Origin of the sequence: Streptomyces flavofungini (genome assembly GCF_030388665.1) — a bacterium.
Taxonomy (GTDB): Bacteria; Actinomycetota; Actinomycetes; order Streptomycetales; family Streptomycetaceae; genus Streptomyces; species Streptomyces flavofungini_A.
On the sequence record NZ_CP128846.1, the window covers coordinates 2,823,739 to 2,837,347 of the forward strand.

At 71.4% G+C, this 13,609-nt stretch carries 14 protein-coding genes; 5 read left to right on the plus strand and 9 right to left on the minus strand.

The window, feature by feature from the left end; genetic code table 11:
- Positions 1 to 47: 47 nt before the first annotated feature.
- Both QUY26_RS11055 and QUY26_RS11060 read right to left on the minus strand, forming a co-directional pair.
- Entirely contained in the window at positions 48 to 266 is a 219-nt protein-coding gene (locus tag QUY26_RS11055; protein ID WP_289955651.1) for a DUF4190 domain-containing protein, read from the minus strand.
- 215 nt (positions 267 to 481) lie between these two features.
- Positions 482 to 658 (minus strand): hypothetical protein, encoded by a 177-nt coding sequence (locus QUY26_RS11060; protein ID WP_289956411.1) that lies wholly within the window; start codon positions 656 to 658, stop codon positions 482 to 484.
- 132 nt (positions 659 to 790) lie between these two features.
- On the opposite strand from QUY26_RS11060, the gene QUY26_RS11065 reads away from it, so the two are divergent.
- Together QUY26_RS11065 and QUY26_RS11070 are read left to right on the plus strand one after the other, a co-directional pair.
- Positions 791 to 1,441 carry a TetR family transcriptional regulator gene (locus tag QUY26_RS11065; protein ID WP_289945497.1) on the plus strand — a complete coding sequence of 217 codons (651 nt, stop codon included), beginning with the start codon at positions 791 to 793 and terminating at the stop codon, positions 1,439 to 1,441.
- 90 nt (positions 1,442 to 1,531) lie between these two features.
- A complete protein-coding gene (locus tag QUY26_RS11070; protein WP_289945498.1) occupies positions 1,532 to 2,398 on the plus strand; it encodes an alpha/beta fold hydrolase in 867 nt (288 codons plus the stop codon).
- Here QUY26_RS11070 and QUY26_RS11075 read toward each other — a convergent pair.
- Positions 2,370 to 3,410 (minus strand): helix-turn-helix transcriptional regulator, encoded by a 1,041-nt coding sequence (locus QUY26_RS11075; protein ID WP_289945500.1) that lies wholly within the window; start codon positions 3,408 to 3,410, stop codon positions 2,370 to 2,372. The genes QUY26_RS11070 and QUY26_RS11075 overlap by 29 nt on opposite strands.
- 177 nt (positions 3,411 to 3,587) lie before the next feature.
- On the opposite strand from QUY26_RS11075, the gene QUY26_RS11080 reads away from it, so the two are divergent.
- From QUY26_RS11080 to QUY26_RS11090, 3 genes are all read left to right on the plus strand, one after another.
- Positions 3,588 to 4,493: a LysR family transcriptional regulator gene (locus QUY26_RS11080; protein WP_289945502.1), complete on the plus strand. Its 906-nt coding sequence runs from the start codon at positions 3,588 to 3,590 to the stop codon at positions 4,491 to 4,493.
- A gap of 119 nt (positions 4,494 to 4,612) precedes the next feature.
- On the plus strand, positions 4,613 to 5,194 hold the full coding sequence (locus QUY26_RS11085; RefSeq protein WP_289945503.1) for a cysteine dioxygenase family protein: 582 nt from the start codon (positions 4,613 to 4,615) through the stop codon (positions 5,192 to 5,194).
- Positions 5,194 to 6,258 (plus strand): YeiH family protein, encoded by a 1,065-nt coding sequence (locus QUY26_RS11090; RefSeq protein ID WP_289945504.1) that lies wholly within the window; start codon positions 5,194 to 5,196, stop codon positions 6,256 to 6,258. Before QUY26_RS11085 ends, QUY26_RS11090 begins: the two co-directional genes overlap by 1 nt.
- Positions 6,259 to 6,366: 108 nt before the next feature.
- Here QUY26_RS11090 and QUY26_RS11095 read toward each other — a convergent pair whose 3' ends face one another.
- The 6 genes from QUY26_RS11095 to QUY26_RS11120 all read right to left on the minus strand — a co-directional run bounded on the left by QUY26_RS11095 (position 6,367) and on the right by QUY26_RS11120 (position 13,528).
- Entirely contained in the window at positions 6,367 to 7,236 is an 870-nt protein-coding gene (locus QUY26_RS11095) for a thioesterase family protein (RefSeq protein WP_289945506.1), read from the minus strand.
- 25 nt (positions 7,237 to 7,261) lie between these two features.
- On the minus strand, positions 7,262 to 7,939 hold the full coding sequence (locus QUY26_RS11100) for a trimeric intracellular cation channel family protein (protein WP_289945507.1): 678 nt from the start codon (positions 7,937 to 7,939) through the stop codon (positions 7,262 to 7,264).
- Between the two features lie 255 nt (positions 7,940 to 8,194).
- On the minus strand, positions 8,195 to 9,442 hold the full coding sequence (locus QUY26_RS11105) for an ABC transporter ATP-binding protein (protein WP_289945508.1): 1,248 nt from the start codon (positions 9,440 to 9,442) through the stop codon (positions 8,195 to 8,197).
- An 11-nt stretch (positions 9,443 to 9,453) separates the two neighbouring features.
- A complete protein-coding gene (locus QUY26_RS11110; protein ID WP_289945509.1) occupies positions 9,454 to 10,596 on the minus strand; it encodes an ABC transporter ATP-binding protein in 1,143 nt (380 codons plus the stop codon).
- Positions 10,593 to 11,594: an ABC transporter permease gene (locus tag QUY26_RS11115; protein ID WP_289945510.1), complete on the minus strand. Its 1,002-nt coding sequence runs from the start codon at positions 11,592 to 11,594 to the stop codon at positions 10,593 to 10,595. Before QUY26_RS11115 ends, QUY26_RS11110 begins: the two co-directional genes overlap by 4 nt.
- Positions 11,595 to 11,755: 161 nt before the next feature.
- Positions 11,756 to 13,528: an ABC transporter substrate-binding protein gene (locus tag QUY26_RS11120; protein WP_289945511.1), complete on the minus strand. Its 1,773-nt coding sequence runs from the start codon at positions 13,526 to 13,528 to the stop codon at positions 11,756 to 11,758.
- Between the last annotated feature and the right edge of the window lie 81 nt (positions 13,529 to 13,609).

Genomic DNA, 13,609 nt, shown 5'->3' on the forward strand with positions numbered 1-13,609 from the left:
GAGCCGCGCCCGGCGGCCCCGACGCCGCGGTGGCGCGTCTGCGCCGGTCAGCCCGCGAAGCTCCAGGACACCGAGTTGTTCAGGGACATCAGTGTGCCGAGGACGACGAGATCGGCCACGCCGAGCCCGAGGCCGAGCAGCGCGCGGCCGCGTCGCGCGGTGCCGCGCCAGAGCGCGAGGGACGCGAGGACGATGGCGACGGGGCCGAGCACGATGTTCAGGACGAGCAGTCCGAGCAGGCCGAGGACGAAGGAGGCCACGGCCATGCCGTCGGTGTCACGGCGGCCGACGGGCCGGTTCCGCGACTCGCCGCCGGTCGGCTGCGAACCGGTGCCGGTCGACTGCGAACCGCCGTCGGTCGGCTGCGGACCGGTGCCGGTCGTCCGCGGCTCGCGGTCGGTGGGCGCCTGTGCGGTGAGTTCCATGGTGCGACTCCTCGGAGTGGTGGGAGGTCGTAGGGAGTCGGGCGGCCGTACGCCGGTCAGCGGTGGCGCGCGTGCCGCTCGCGCAGCGCGAACACCACGAGCCAGACGCCGATGACGGCGGCCAGGACGACGGAGACGGACAGCGGGGCGTGCGCCACGGTGCCCATGGCGACGCCGAGGAGAAGGAGCGCGGCGACGAGGAACAGCATGAGAAGGACCCCTCCAGAATCCATACGGATGACCGTGGACGGCCGGACAGCTGCCGAACCTTCGGTGAACGCTTGTGGTTACAACTGTTCACTGACTAGAGAGTCTACTCACTCCGCGGCTTTCAAAACTCGGAGAACAGTTGTTAACTGCATGGCATGAGTCACACCCTCGACGGCCCGGCCACGGGCGCCCGGCAGGCGCAGAAGCAGAAGACCCGGCAGGCCCTGCTCGACGCGGCGCTGCACCTGCTCGCGGAGCAGAGCCTGTCCAGCCTCGGCCTGCGCGAGGTGACCCGGGCCGCCGGGGTGGCCCCCACCGCCTTCTACCGGCACTTCCGCGACACGGCCGACCTGGGCGTGGCCCTGGTCGAGGAGGCCCTGGGCAGCCTGCACACCACGCTGGTCGCCACGCTCGCGGCGACCGGTGACGGCGAGGAGCGCATCGCGGCCGCCGTGGACCTGATCGTCGCGTACGTCCGGACGTATCCCGCGCACGCCCGCTTCATCGCCCGTGAACAGCACGGCGGCGTGAAGGCGGTGCGGGAGGCGATAGGGGGCCAACTCGCGCTGTTCACCGAGGAGGTGGCGGCGCAGTTCGCCAAGGAGCCGGAGGCGGCGGGCTGGAGCGAGGCGGACCTGCTGATGCTCGCCCGGATGTACGTGGACCACATGGTGATGACCGCGTCCGCGCTCCTGGGGACCGACGACGAGGAGCCCGTGGCCGACCGGGCCCGCAGACAGCTGCGACTGCTCACCCTGGGGCGCCGGCACTGGCTGGACGCGACGACGGACAAGAACCACGGATGACGGCGAATGACAGCGGATGACAGCGAATGACAGCGGACCAGTCTGGCCGGTACTCGACGTTTCCGTAAGGGGCAACTAGCCTTCTCGGTCATGACAGCCACGCACTCCGACTGGCCGCTCGACCAGACCTTCGCCTCCTCGTCGGGCGCCGTCCGCTGGACCGCCCTCGGCCCGGCCGACGCGCCCCCCGTCGTCCTGGTCCACGGCACCCCGTTCTCGTCGTACGTCTGGCGGGGCGTCGCCAGGGCGCTCGCGGGCGGACACCGCGTGTACGTATGGGATCTGCCCGGGTACGGGGCGTCCGAGATGCGGGCCGGGCAGGACGTCTCGCTGGCCGCGCAGGCCCGCGTGTTCACCGAACTGCTCGCCCACTGGGGCCTGGACGGGCAGGAGCCCCCGGCCGTCCTCGCCCACGACTTCGGCGGCTGCGTGGCCCTGCGGGCGCACCTGCTGCACGGCGCGCGCTACGCCAGGCTCGCCGTGGTCGACCCGGTGGCCCTCGCGCCGTGGGGCTCGCCCACGTACCGGCTGCTCGGCGCGCACGCGGACGTGTTCGCCCAGCTGCCGCCCGCGCTGCACGAGGCGCTGGTGCGGGAGTACGTCGGATCGGCGAGTCACCGGGGGCTGCACCCGGCCGTGCTCGACCGGCTCGTGGCGCCCTGGTGCACGGAAGCCGGCAGGCCCGCGTTCTACCGCCAGATCGCGCAGAACGACCAGCGCTTCACGGACGAGATCCAGGGCAGGTACGGCGAGTTGGCGCTGCCCGTCCTGGTCTGCTGGGGCACCGAGGACACCTGGATCCCGGTGGCGCGCGGCCACGAGTTCGCCGGTCTCGTCCCCGGCGCGGAGCTGCGCCTGATCGAGGGCGCGGGACATCTCGTACAGGAGGACGCGCCGGCGGAACTCACGGGGGAGCTCGCGCGTTTCCTCAATGCGGGCCCTCGTACAGTGCGCTGACAGCCGCGGCGGCCCGCGCCAGCTCTTCGCGGATCTCCGGCGGCGAAAGGACCTCGACGGCGTCGGAGAAGGCGAGCAGGACGCGCGCCGCCCGCCGCTCCTCGACGACGAGGCGCACGGTCACCCACTCCCCCGTGCCCTCGGCGTCCCCGCCCCGCCGCCCCTCCCCGGCCTCGCGCTCCGCCCCGTCCCCCCGGTCCGCCCCGTCCTCCTCCACGATCTCCGTGACCGCGCCCCCGTGCAGCCGCAGAAAGCGCCCGTAGCGGTCCCTGCGCACCCGCGCGGTCACGTCGATGCCGCCGGTGCGCCGCTCCACCCACTGCTTCAACGCCTCCCACACCTCCGCGAGTTCGACGCCCGGGCGGCGCCGCACCGCCTCGTCCGTCAGGCTCGCCGAGCGCACCCGGTCCGCGCGGAAGAGCTTCGGCTCGCCGTCCCGGTCGGCGACGAGGTACCAGACGCCCGCCTTCGACACCAGGCCGTAGGGGTCGAGGGTGTAGTCGCGCCCGCTTTCCGATCCGCTGTGCACATAGTTCACGCGCACCCGCAGGTCGGCGAAGACCGCGTCCTGGAGCGTGCCCAGATGGTCCAGGGGCAGCCCGGAACCGGGGCCGCGCGTCCAGCGGGAGGAGTCGACGAGGATGCGGCGGCTGGTGAGCTCGGCGGCGGGCCGGTGCGGTGCGGGCAGCGCCGCCATCACCTTGCGCAGGGCCGAGCCGATGGCCGCGTCCAGGCCGAGCGCGGCGTGGGCGCCCTGCGCGGCGAGGACGAAGAGGGCGCGGGACTCGTCGGCGGTCAGGCCCGTGACGTCGGTGCGGTAGCCGGGCAGCAGCGTGATGCCGCCGTGCCGCCCGCGCTCGGCGTACACCGGGACGCCCGCGGCGGACAGCGCGTCGACGTCGCGGTAGATGGTGCGGACGGACACCTCCAGGCGCTCGGCGAGTTCGGGCGCGGGCACGGTGCCACGGGTCTGGAGCAGCAGCAGGATCGAGAGCAGCCGGTCGGACTTCACACGGCCAAGGATCGCGCACGCACCCGATCCGACCCGGCGCACCCGATCCGAACCGGCCCGCTCGACCCGAACCGGCCCGCTCGACCCGGCTCAGGGCGGCCCGCCCCGCTCGCCGCGCGTCCAGAAGCGACGGAAAGGGACCGTCACTTGTTCCCAAATTCTGCTTATGATTCGACCGTGTTCGACTCCCGGCACATCAGGTCCTTCCACGAAGTGGTCCGCACCGGCTCGTACTCCGCCGCGGCCCGCTCGCTCGGCTATACGCAACCGGCGATCACCCAGCAGATGAAGGCGCTCGAACGGTCCGTGGGCACGGTCCTTTTCACCCGTGTCGGCCGCCGGATGCGGCTGACGGAGGCGGGCGAGGCACTCTCCCGGCACGCCGGTGTGATCCTCGGCAACATCGACGCGGCCCAGCAGCAGATGAACGCGATCACGCGGCTGCGCACCGGCCGGGTCAGACTGTGCGCGTTCCCGAGCGCCACGGCCACGCTGATACCGGAGGCGCTGGCCCGCCTCGCCCGCGACCACCGCGGCATCCGCGTCGAACTGCAGGAGTACGAGCCGCCGGAGTCCCTGCAGCGCCTGGTGCACGGCGACGCCGACGTCACCCTCGCCTTCACCTATCCCGGCCTGCTCGAGGAGGTGCCGGACGAGGTCGTCGAAGTACCGCTGATGGAAGACCAGTTGACGGTCCTGATGCCCACCAGGCACCCGATGGCGCGGCGCCGCTCGGTGCGGCTCGCCGACCTGTCCGAGGAGCGCTGGATCGCCGGGTGCCTGCGCTGCCGCGCCAACTTCCTGCACGAGTGCGCCGAGCAGGGCTTCGCCCCGGACATCGCCTTCACCACCGACGACAACCTCGTCATCCAGAGCCTGGTCTCCGAGGGCCTCGGCATCGCGATGATGCCGGGCCTCGTCCTGAACTTCCTGTGCCACCGCTCGGTCACGGGCCGCCCGCTCGACCCGGCGTCGCGGCGGCAGGTGTCGGCGTACGTCCTGCGGGAGCACCTGCGCATTCCGGCCACGGCACTCGTGCTCGACGAGCTGAAGGCGGTCGCGGCCAACCGCGTGGGCTGCTGACCGGACCGGCCACGGGCCACCGCGTCGGCCGTTGAACGGGCAAAACATAAGCACTTTTTGAGGTCACGCCAAAGAACTGTCGTTGGACGTGATGGATGGGGCGGGCCGACCCTGCCGGTATGACCACCCCCACCGCGCACACCCGCACCGCGACCGCCCGCCCCTGTACGACGCCGCGCCTCGACGCGCTCGTCGCGGAGATACGCGAGGCCGTCGGCCGCGGCCTCCCCCCGGACCTGACCGCGTACCTGGTGGGCGAGCGCCTCGCCCCGCACCTGGGCACCGCCGACCTGCTCACCCCCGAGCAGTGCGAGGGCGACCCCGACCGCTACCGCCAGCACCTCCTGCACGCCGAGAGCGACGGCAGCTTCTCCCTCGTCGGCCTGGTGTGGCTGCCCGGCCAGCGCACGTCCGTGCACGACCACGTGTCGTGGTGCGTGACCGGCGTGCACGAGGGCGAGGAGCACGAGCGGCGCTACCGGCTCGTGCCCGCCGAGGACGGCGTTCCCGCCCACCTCGTCGCCACGGAGGACGTGGTGAACCCGCAGGGCGCGGTGTGCGGCTTCGCGCCGCCCGGGGACATCCACCGGGTGTGGAACGCGGGCGCGGGACGCGCGATCTCCCTGCACGTCTACGGCGCGGACATCGGACGGCTCGGCAGCAGCGTGCGCCGGGTGTACGACCTCCCGGCCGACCGCTGATGGCCCTGCTCGGACAGCGCCCGCCGAGGACGGCGTCGGCGCCGCGTCCGCCTGTGCCCGTCACCGGCCCCTGGCCGGGCCTCGCCCTGGCCGCGGCGGGCGTCGCCGTCGCCTGGCTGACGCACCGGCTCGTGCCGGACGTGCCGATGCTGACGGTCGCCATCGTCCTCGGCCTCGCCGCCGCGCAGGTGCCGGGTTCCCGGGTGTGGGTACGCGGCTGGGCCAGGCCCGGCCTCACCTTCGCCGCGAAGCGCCTGATGCGGGTCGGCGTGGTGCTGCTCGGCCTGAAGCTCAGCCTGCGTGATGTGCTCGGGGTCGGCTGGGCGACCGTCGCGATGGTGCTCGTGGTGGTCGCGGCGACGTTCTTCGGCACCTGGTGGCTCGGCCGGAAGCTGGGCCTGCCCGGCGACCAGCCGCTCCTCATCGCCACCGGCTACTCGATCTGCGGGGCCTCGGCGATCGGCGCGGTCAGCGACGTCTCCCGCAGCGAGGAGCGCGACACGGCCGCGTCGGTGGCGGTGGTGACGCTCTGCGGGACGCTCGCCATCGCCGTGCTCCCCCTGCTCCAGGGGCCGTTGGGGCTCACCGACGCGGAGTTCGGGCGCTGGGTCGGGGCGAGCGTGCACGACGTGGGCCAGGTCGTCGCCACCGCGCAGACCGCGGGGGGCACGGCCCTCGGCGAGGGCGTCCTCGTCAAGCTGATGCGGGTGGCGCTGCTCGCGCCGCTGGTCGCGGGCGTGGCGATCGCGGTACGGGCCCGGCGCGCGGCCTCGGCGGCCGGGACCCCCGACGCCGGTGAGCGGCGGCCGCCGCTGGTGCCGCTGTTCGTCGCGGGGTTCGTGGCGATGGTCGGCGTACGCAGCACCGGCTGGCTCCCGGACCCGGCGCTCGACGCGGCCGGGGTCGCCCAGGAACTGCTGCTCGCCGCCGCCCTGTTCGGCCTCGGCAGCGCGGTGGACCTGCGGACGCTGGTGCGCACCGGGGGCCGGGTGGGGCTCGTGGGGCTGTGCGCATGGGTGGTGGTCGGCGGGGTGTCGTACGCGGGGGTGTGCCTGACCGCGTGAGGCTGCCCGGACGACCGGGTGAGGCTGCCCGGACGACCGCGTGAGCGTGCCCGGACGCGCGCCGCCCGGGCCGCGGAGGTCGGCCCGGGCGGGGGGGGTGCGGCTCTGTCAGCGCAGGCGGGCGCGGGCGAGCTGGCGGGACTGTGCCACCAGGCGGTCCGCGGAGTCCCAGACCTCGGCGTCCTCCTCCAGGAAGCCGCCGGCGAGGTTGCGGGTGGTGATGGCGACGCGCAGCGGTCCGGGAGCGGGCCTGGCCCGCACGTGGACGGTGAGCTCGATGGTGGGCACCCAGCCGGAGAGGCCCATCTCGAACGCCGTCGGCGGCAGCGCGTCCACGGCGAGCAGCAGCGACAGCGGATCCGCGTCGCGCCCGTCGGCGAGCCCGAACCACGCCCGCATCTCGCCCTTGCCCGACGGCCGGCCGAGCGCCCAGCCGAGCGTGGACGGGTCCAGCTTCAGCCACAGCCGGTCGGCGATCGCGGACGAGCCGGGCACCGCGCGCTGCTCGGCGGGGGCGTCGTCGGCGCCGAAGCACTGGTCGACCGGGGGCAGCTGCGGGGGCTCGGCGGTCGTGCGCACGTCGTCGGGCAGGGCGTCCAGGTCTCCGTACGAGGCGAGCACGCGCAGCCGCTCGACCTCGGTGCCGTCGGCCTCGAACTGCACCAGGGAGGCCTGTCCGGTGGAGAGGCCGCGTCCCGTGCGCACGGTCTCGGTGCGGATCACGGCGGGACCCGGGTCGGACGCCGTCAGATAGTGCGCGGAGATCGTGAACGGGTCGGAGTGCGGCAGCGCGTCCGCGAGGGCGCGGCCGACGACGGCGAGGAGATAGCCGCCGTTGACGGCGTTGACGATGGTCCAGCCCGCGGAGAGGTCGATGTCGTAGACGCCGGGCTCCCGCCGGGCGACCGCCGTGTCGCGGTCGAACTCGCTGTCCCCGACCGTGGCGCGCACCGTGGGCGCCGCTGCTGTGTCAGCCATACCGGCAACGTACAACACAAAACTACTAAGCGGTAGCTTTATGCTCTGGCTCCTCCGACGCCGAGGAGCGGCGGTTCCACGCGCGCGGCGCCCGCCAGTGGTAGTGCATCGCGAGCAGTCGCAGGACGAACGCCGTGACGATGGCCAGCGCCGTCGTCAGGCCGTTCAGCGTGTCGAAGCGGATGCACAGGGCGACGATGGTGGCCCCCACGATGGCGGGGACCGCGTAGAGGTCGCGGTCCCAGCGCACCAGGGACGGGACCTCGTTGGCGATGATGTCGCGCAGCACGCCGCCGCCCACCGCCGTGGCCAGGCCCAGGGTCGCCGACGCGGTCAGGCCGAGCCCGTGGTCGTACGCCTTCGTGGTGCCCGTGACGCAGAACAGGCCGAGGCCCGCCGCGTCGAAGACGTTCACCGCGAACTGGGTGCGCTCGACCTGCGGGTGCAGGAAGAACACAAGGAGCGCGGCGAACAGCGGGGTGAGGAAGTAGCCGAGGTCCGTGAACGCGGCCGGAGGCACCGCGCCGATCACCAGGTCGCGGAAGAGGCCGCCGCCCAGGGCCGTGACCTCGGCGAGCACGGCGATGCCGAAGACGTCGAAGTTCTTGCGGACGGCGAGGAGGGCGCCGGAGATCGCGAAGACGAAGATGCCGACGATGTCCAGTGCGTGCTGGACCCCCGGACTGAACAGTTCCTGAAGCACGCCGCATTGTCCCCCGGCCGGGGGTCACCCCCGCATCGCCGGCTCCGCCGAGCTCGTCCTCAATCGCCGGACGGGCTTTCCCCCCGCCCATCCGCCCTTCGTCCGGCAAGCCGGGCATTCCCCCGCCCATCCGCCGTCACTTCCGGCGGGCCGGGCAAGCGGCGAAAGCCTCCCGCCCGCCCCTGAAACGGGGCGGGCGGGAAGAAGAGCCCGTCCGGCGATTGAGGACGAGGCCGCAGGCCGATCGGCGTGAGGTCAGTCCTTCGTCGCGTCGGTCGCCTTGGCGGCAGGCTCCTCCTTCGCCGGGGCAGCGTCACCCTCGGCCTCCGCGGCAGCGGGCGCCTTCGCCGGAGCGGCCTCGCCCTCAGGCTCCGCGGCAGCGGGCTCCGCGGCAGCGACATCCGCCGCCGTGGTGACCGACACCACATCAATGGCCTCTCGGGCCACGGAGAGCAGCTTCGTGTCCTCCGGCGCCTGGTCCGGCGCGTTCTCCGGGTGGTGGCACGCCACCTGGTGCGCCGTCTCCAGGGCCACGAACGGCGGCTCCTTGACCGCGCAGATCTCCGTCGCCTTCCAGCACCGCGTGTGGAAGCGGCACCCCTTCGGCGGGTCGATCGGCGAGGGCACGTCGCCACGCAGCAGGATGCGCTCGCTCTTGCCCCCGCGCCGCTTGGGGTCGGGCACCGGCACCGCGGACAGGAGCGCCTTCGTGTACGGGTGCATGGGCTTGGTGTACAAGTCCTTGCGGTCCGCGAGCTCGACGATCTTGCCGAGGTACATGACCGCGATGCGGTCGGACACGTGCCGGATGACCGACAGGTCGTGCGCGATGATCACGTAGGTGAGGCCGAGCTCGTCCTGCAGGTCGTCCAGGAGGTTGACCACCTGGGCCTGGATGGACACGTCGAGGGCCGACACCGGCTCGTCCGCCACGACCAGCTTCGGCTGCAGGGCGAGCGCCCGCGCGATGCCGATGCGCTGCCGCTGACCGCCGGAGAACTCGTGCGGGTAGCGGTTGTAGTGCTCGGGGCTCAGGCCGACCCGCTCCAGCATGCCCTGGACGGTCTTCTTGACGCCGCCCTCGGGGTTCACGCCCTGGAGCTTGAAGGGCGCGCCGACGATCGTGCCGATGGTGTGCCGGGGGTTCAGCGACGAGTACGGGTCCTGGAAGATCATCTGGACGTCGCGGCGCAGCGGCCGCATCTTCGCCGTGCCCAGGTGCGTGATGTCCGTGCCCTCGAACTCCACCCGCCCGCCGGTCGGTTCGAGCAGCCGCGTGATGAGCCGGCCCATGGTCGACTTGCCGCAGCCGGACTCGCCGACGACGCCGAGGGTCTCACCGGAGCGCACGTCGAAGCTGATCCCGTCGACGGCCTGGACGGCCGCGACCTGGCGCTGCAGGAGCCCCTTCTTGATGGGGAAGTGCTTCACCAGTCCTTCGACCTTGAGGAGCACGTCCCGCTCGGAGTCCGGGGCGGGTTTCGCCTGCGCGGGCATGGTCATGTCCTGGTCCTTCACAGCTTCGGCGCAATCTCTTCGGTCCAGATCTTGGTGCGCTCCTCGCGCGACATGTGGCAGGCCGAGTAGTGCCCGGAGCCGACCAAGCTCAGCTCGGGGCGCTCGCTGCGCGTGATCTGGTCCTTGGGCACGTCGGCGTACGGGCAGCGCGGGTTGAAGGCGCAGCCGCTCGGCAGGTTGATGAGGCTGGGCGGGGAGCCCTTGACCGGGACGAGGCGCTCGGTCTCCTCGCGGTCGATGCGCGGCATCGAGCCGAGCAGCCCCCAGGTGTAGGGGTGCTGGGGCTCGTAGAAGACCTGCTGCGCGGAGCCGCGCTCGACGCAGCGGCCGCCGTACATCACGAGCAGCTCGTCGGCCATCTCCGCCACCACGCCGAGGTCGTGGGTGATCATGATGACCGCGGAGCCGAACTCCTTCTGCAGGTCCCGGATCAGGTCCAGGATCTGCGCCTGCACCGTCACGTCGAGGGCCGTGGTCGGCTCGTCGGCGATGAGCAGTTCGGGGTTGTTGACGAGCGCCATGGCGATCATCGCGCGCTGGCGCATGCCGCCGGAGAACTCGTGCGGGTAGGAGTCGACGCGCTTGTCCGGCTGGGGGATGCCCACCCGGTCGAGCATCTCGATGGCGCGCTTGCGGGCGACCTTCTTGTCCACGTTGTGGTGGACCCGGTACGCCTCGATGATCTGCTTGCCGATGGAGTAGTACGGGTGCAGCGCGGACAGCGGGTCCTGGAAGATCATCGCCATCTCGCGGCCGCGCAGCTTGCGCACCTCGTCCTGGGGCGCGCTGAGCAGTTCGGTGCCGTTCAGCCAGATCTCGCCGGAGAGCTGGGCCTTGCGGCGGCCGTACTGCCCGGCGGTGTGCAGGCCGAGGATGCCGAGCGAGGTGACGGACTTGCCGGACCCGGACTCGCCGACGATGCCGAGCGTGCGGCCCTTCTCCAGGCTGAAGCTGAGCCCGTCGACGGACTTGACCAGGCCGTCGTCGGTCGGGAAGTGCACCTTGAGGTCGCGCACCTCGAGGAAGGCGGTGGGAGCGGGCGAGTCGGCGACGACCTCGCCGACGGCCGTGCCGGTCTTCGACACCGTGGCTTCCGCGGCGCCCGCGGGCGCCGCTCCGCTCTTGGACAGTTCGGTCATCCCAGCCTCACTCGCGGGTCGATGACGGCGTACAGGAGGTCCACGACGAGGTTGGCGATGGCGATCGCGAGGGCCGCACACAGGGTGACGCCGAGGATCACGGGCAGGTCCTTGCTGCTGATGGCCCTGACCGCTTCCAGGCCGAGGCCCGGAAGGTTGAAGGTGGACTCGGTGAGCACGGCGCCGCCCATGAGCACGCCGAGGTCGAGTCCGAAGACGGTGAGGATCGGTGTCATCGCGGAGCGCAGCGCGTGTCTGCGGATGACGGCGGGCTCTCCGAGGCCCTTGGCGCGCGCGGTGCGGATGTAGTCCTCGCCGAGCACTTCCAGCATGGTGGCGCGGGTGAGGCGGGCGTACATCGCGGCGTTGAGGAAGGCGAGCACGACCCAGGGCAGGATCAGCGTCTGGAACCAGACGTCGATGGAGTCGTCCGTACTGAGGCTGTCGGCGATCTTCACCCAGCCCAGGTTGTGGACGAAGATGCCCATCGCGATCATGCCGGTGAAGAAGACGGGGAGCGAGACGCCGCCGAGGGCGGTGGTCATCGCGGCGCGGTCCCAGATGGTGCCCCGCTTGAGCGCGGAGACCACACCGGTGAGGACACCGGCGCCGAGCCACAGCACACAGGCACCGGCGGCGAGCGCGCCGGTGACGGGCAGGGCGTCCTTGAGGGTCTCCCAAACGGGGGCCTCGGTGCGGAAGGAGTAGCCGAAGCAGGGTGCGGGGCAGTGGGTGACGTCACTGCCGTTGGTGTAGTCGCGCCCCATCGGGATGCCCTTGATGAAGTCCCAGAACTGGACGATCAGGGGGTCGTTGAGGCCGAGTTTGGTCCGGATGCCCTCGAGCTGCTCGGCTCCGGCCTGCTTGCCGGCGAAGAGGACGGCGATGTCCTGTCCCGCCCACTTGGGCAGCATGTAGAAGACGGTGAAGGTCGCGAGCAGTACGACCAGCACCATGATGATGACGGCGATCAGGCGCCGGATGAGATAAGCAAGCACTGTGCGCGGCCCGGCGGTGGCCGGTGCCCCCTCGTGAGGGGCTCCGGCCACCGCCCGGGGCCATCACCTGCCCTTCGGACTGGCGGGATGCGGCGGTGGCGGGACGGGAGATCAAGTGCGGTCGCCGCGGCGGGCCTGCGCCCGCCGCGGCGTGCCGCCGGCTACTTCTGGTTGACGCCGAGCGAGACGTAGTCGTACCGGCCGTTGTACGCGTCGGACATGTACGCGTTCGTCAGCCGCGGACCGCGCCAGGTGATGTTCTTCTCGTACAGGAACGGCATCCAGTCCGCCTGGTCGAGGATGCGCTTGTCGAGCTTCTTGTAGATCTCCGCGGCCTTGGCCGGGTCGGTCTGAGCGATCGCCTCGTCGAACATGGCGTCGATCTTCTTGTCCTTGATCTGGGACTCGTTGTAGTTGCCGTTCTCGTTGAGGAAACGGCTGTCGAACAGCGGCTGCGCGTAGCCCTGGCCGGTCGGGAAGTCCGGGCCCCAGCCGCTCATCTGCATGCTGTAGCCGCGCTTCCGCACGACGGACGGCGAGCCGGTGATGCTGGCGGAGTCGGCGCCGTCGAGCTGCTCGACGGAGACGTTGATGCCGACCTTCTTGAGCTGGGCCTGCAGGGCCTCTGCGGTGTCGACCTCACCCGGGTTGTTGTTGCGGGCGGTGAGCTTGGCGCTGAAGCCGTTGGGCTTGCCGCACTGCTTCAGCTCGTCCTTGGCCTTGGCGATGTCCGGCTTGCCCTTGCGCTCCAGGACGCCGTAGGGGTCGTAGTCGCTGTAGCCCGGGATCGCCTTCGGCAGGGTGCTGTTGGCGATGTCGCCGGCGGCCAGGGCACCGCCGCGGGTCTGCTGCAGGCCCGCGAAGTCCGTGCCGTAGAAGACGGCCTTGCGGCAGTGGACGTTGTCGAACGGCTTCGCCGTGTGGATCAGGGCGACGTAGCGCACGAAGGAGGTGTGCATGTTGTCGACGCTGCCCTTGTGCTTCTGCACGGCGGTGACACGGCCGGACTGGGTCATGCCGGTGCCGTTGAGGTCGACGTCGTAGTCGCCGGCCATCAGACGCTTGTCGTTCTCCTCCAGGTTGGCGGAGATCGTCACGTCGATCTTGTCGGGCAGCGCCGGACGGATCGGGTCCGAGGCCTTCTTCCACTTGTCGTTGCGGACCAGGACGATCTTCTTGCCGGCCTTGTACTCGGAGAACTTGTACGGGCCCGAGGAGAACGGCCGCTGGGTGTACTTGGCCTTGGTGTCCTTGGCCGCCTTCACCGGGGATCCTGCGGGCATCGCCAGGAACTGCTCGAAGTCACCGTTGCGCTTGGGCAGCTTGAAGATGATGGTCTTGTCGTCGGGCGTCTCGATCGCCTTCAGACCGAGCTTGTCCTTGGACGTGTCCTTGTACGGGCCCTTGTACTCGCCCTTGGGGTCGAGCGTCTGGCGGATGTAGCCGGGGCCACCGGTGATGGTGTCCGTCGCCCACAGGCGCTCGATGCCGTACTTGACGTCCTTGGAGGTCAGCGCCGAGCCGTCCTCCCAGGTGAGACCGTCACGCAGCTTGTACGTGTAGGTCTTGCCGTCCTTGGAGATCTCCGCGGTGGACTCGGCGAGGTCCGGGACCAGCTTCGTGCCCTCCTTGCCGGGCTTGGTGTCGTACGACACCAGCTGCCGGGTGTAGAAGCGCATGAAGTCCCAGGACATGCCGTAGTAGGCACGCTGCGGGTCGGCCGAGTCGAGGTCCTGCTTGCCGACCATGCGCAGGGTGCCGCCGGCCTTCTTCGACGGGTTGGCGACCTTGTTCAGGGCGGCGTTGTAGCCCGCGCCTTTGCCGTTGCCGCCGTCGTCGTCGTCGCCACCGCCGCACGCCGTGGTCGTCACCAGCGCCGCGACGACGAGGGCCGCACCGGCGGTGAGCCGTCGTTTCGAGGAAACTCTGGGCATTTTCTCGCAACCTCCGAGATTAGCGGTCCCTGGCTCATAGCCGCCGAAGAACCATGGAAAGAGCCACCTGACCAGCGGCAG

Coding starts and splice junctions, on each gene's coding strand:
- QUY26_RS11055 (WP_289955651.1), bottom strand. CDS start 266: ATGGCCGTGGCCTCCTTCGTCCTCGGCCTGCTCGGACTGCTCGTCCTG.
- QUY26_RS11060 (WP_289956411.1), bottom strand. CDS start 658: ATGGATTCTGGAGGGGTCCTTCTCATGCTGTTCCTCGTCGCCGCGCTC.
- QUY26_RS11065 (WP_289945497.1), top strand. CDS start 791: ATGAGTCACACCCTCGACGGCCCGGCCACGGGCGCCCGGCAGGCGCAG.
- QUY26_RS11070 (WP_289945498.1), top strand. CDS start 1,532: ATGACAGCCACGCACTCCGACTGGCCGCTCGACCAGACCTTCGCCTCC.
- QUY26_RS11085 (WP_289945503.1), top strand. CDS start 4,613: ATGACCACCCCCACCGCGCACACCCGCACCGCGACCGCCCGCCCCTGT.
- QUY26_RS11090 (WP_289945504.1), top strand. CDS start 5,194: ATGGCCCTGCTCGGACAGCGCCCGCCGAGGACGGCGTCGGCGCCGCGT.
- QUY26_RS11095 (WP_289945506.1), bottom strand. CDS start 7,236: ATGGCTGACACAGCAGCGGCGCCCACGGTGCGCGCCACGGTCGGGGAC.
- QUY26_RS11105 (WP_289945508.1), bottom strand. CDS start 9,442: ATGACCATGCCCGCGCAGGCGAAACCCGCCCCGGACTCCGAGCGGGAC.
- QUY26_RS11110 (WP_289945509.1), bottom strand. CDS start 10,596: ATGACCGAACTGTCCAAGAGCGGAGCGGCGCCCGCGGGCGCCGCGGAA.
- QUY26_RS11120 (WP_289945511.1), bottom strand. CDS start 13,528: ATGCCCAGAGTTTCCTCGAAACGACGGCTCACCGCCGGTGCGGCCCTC.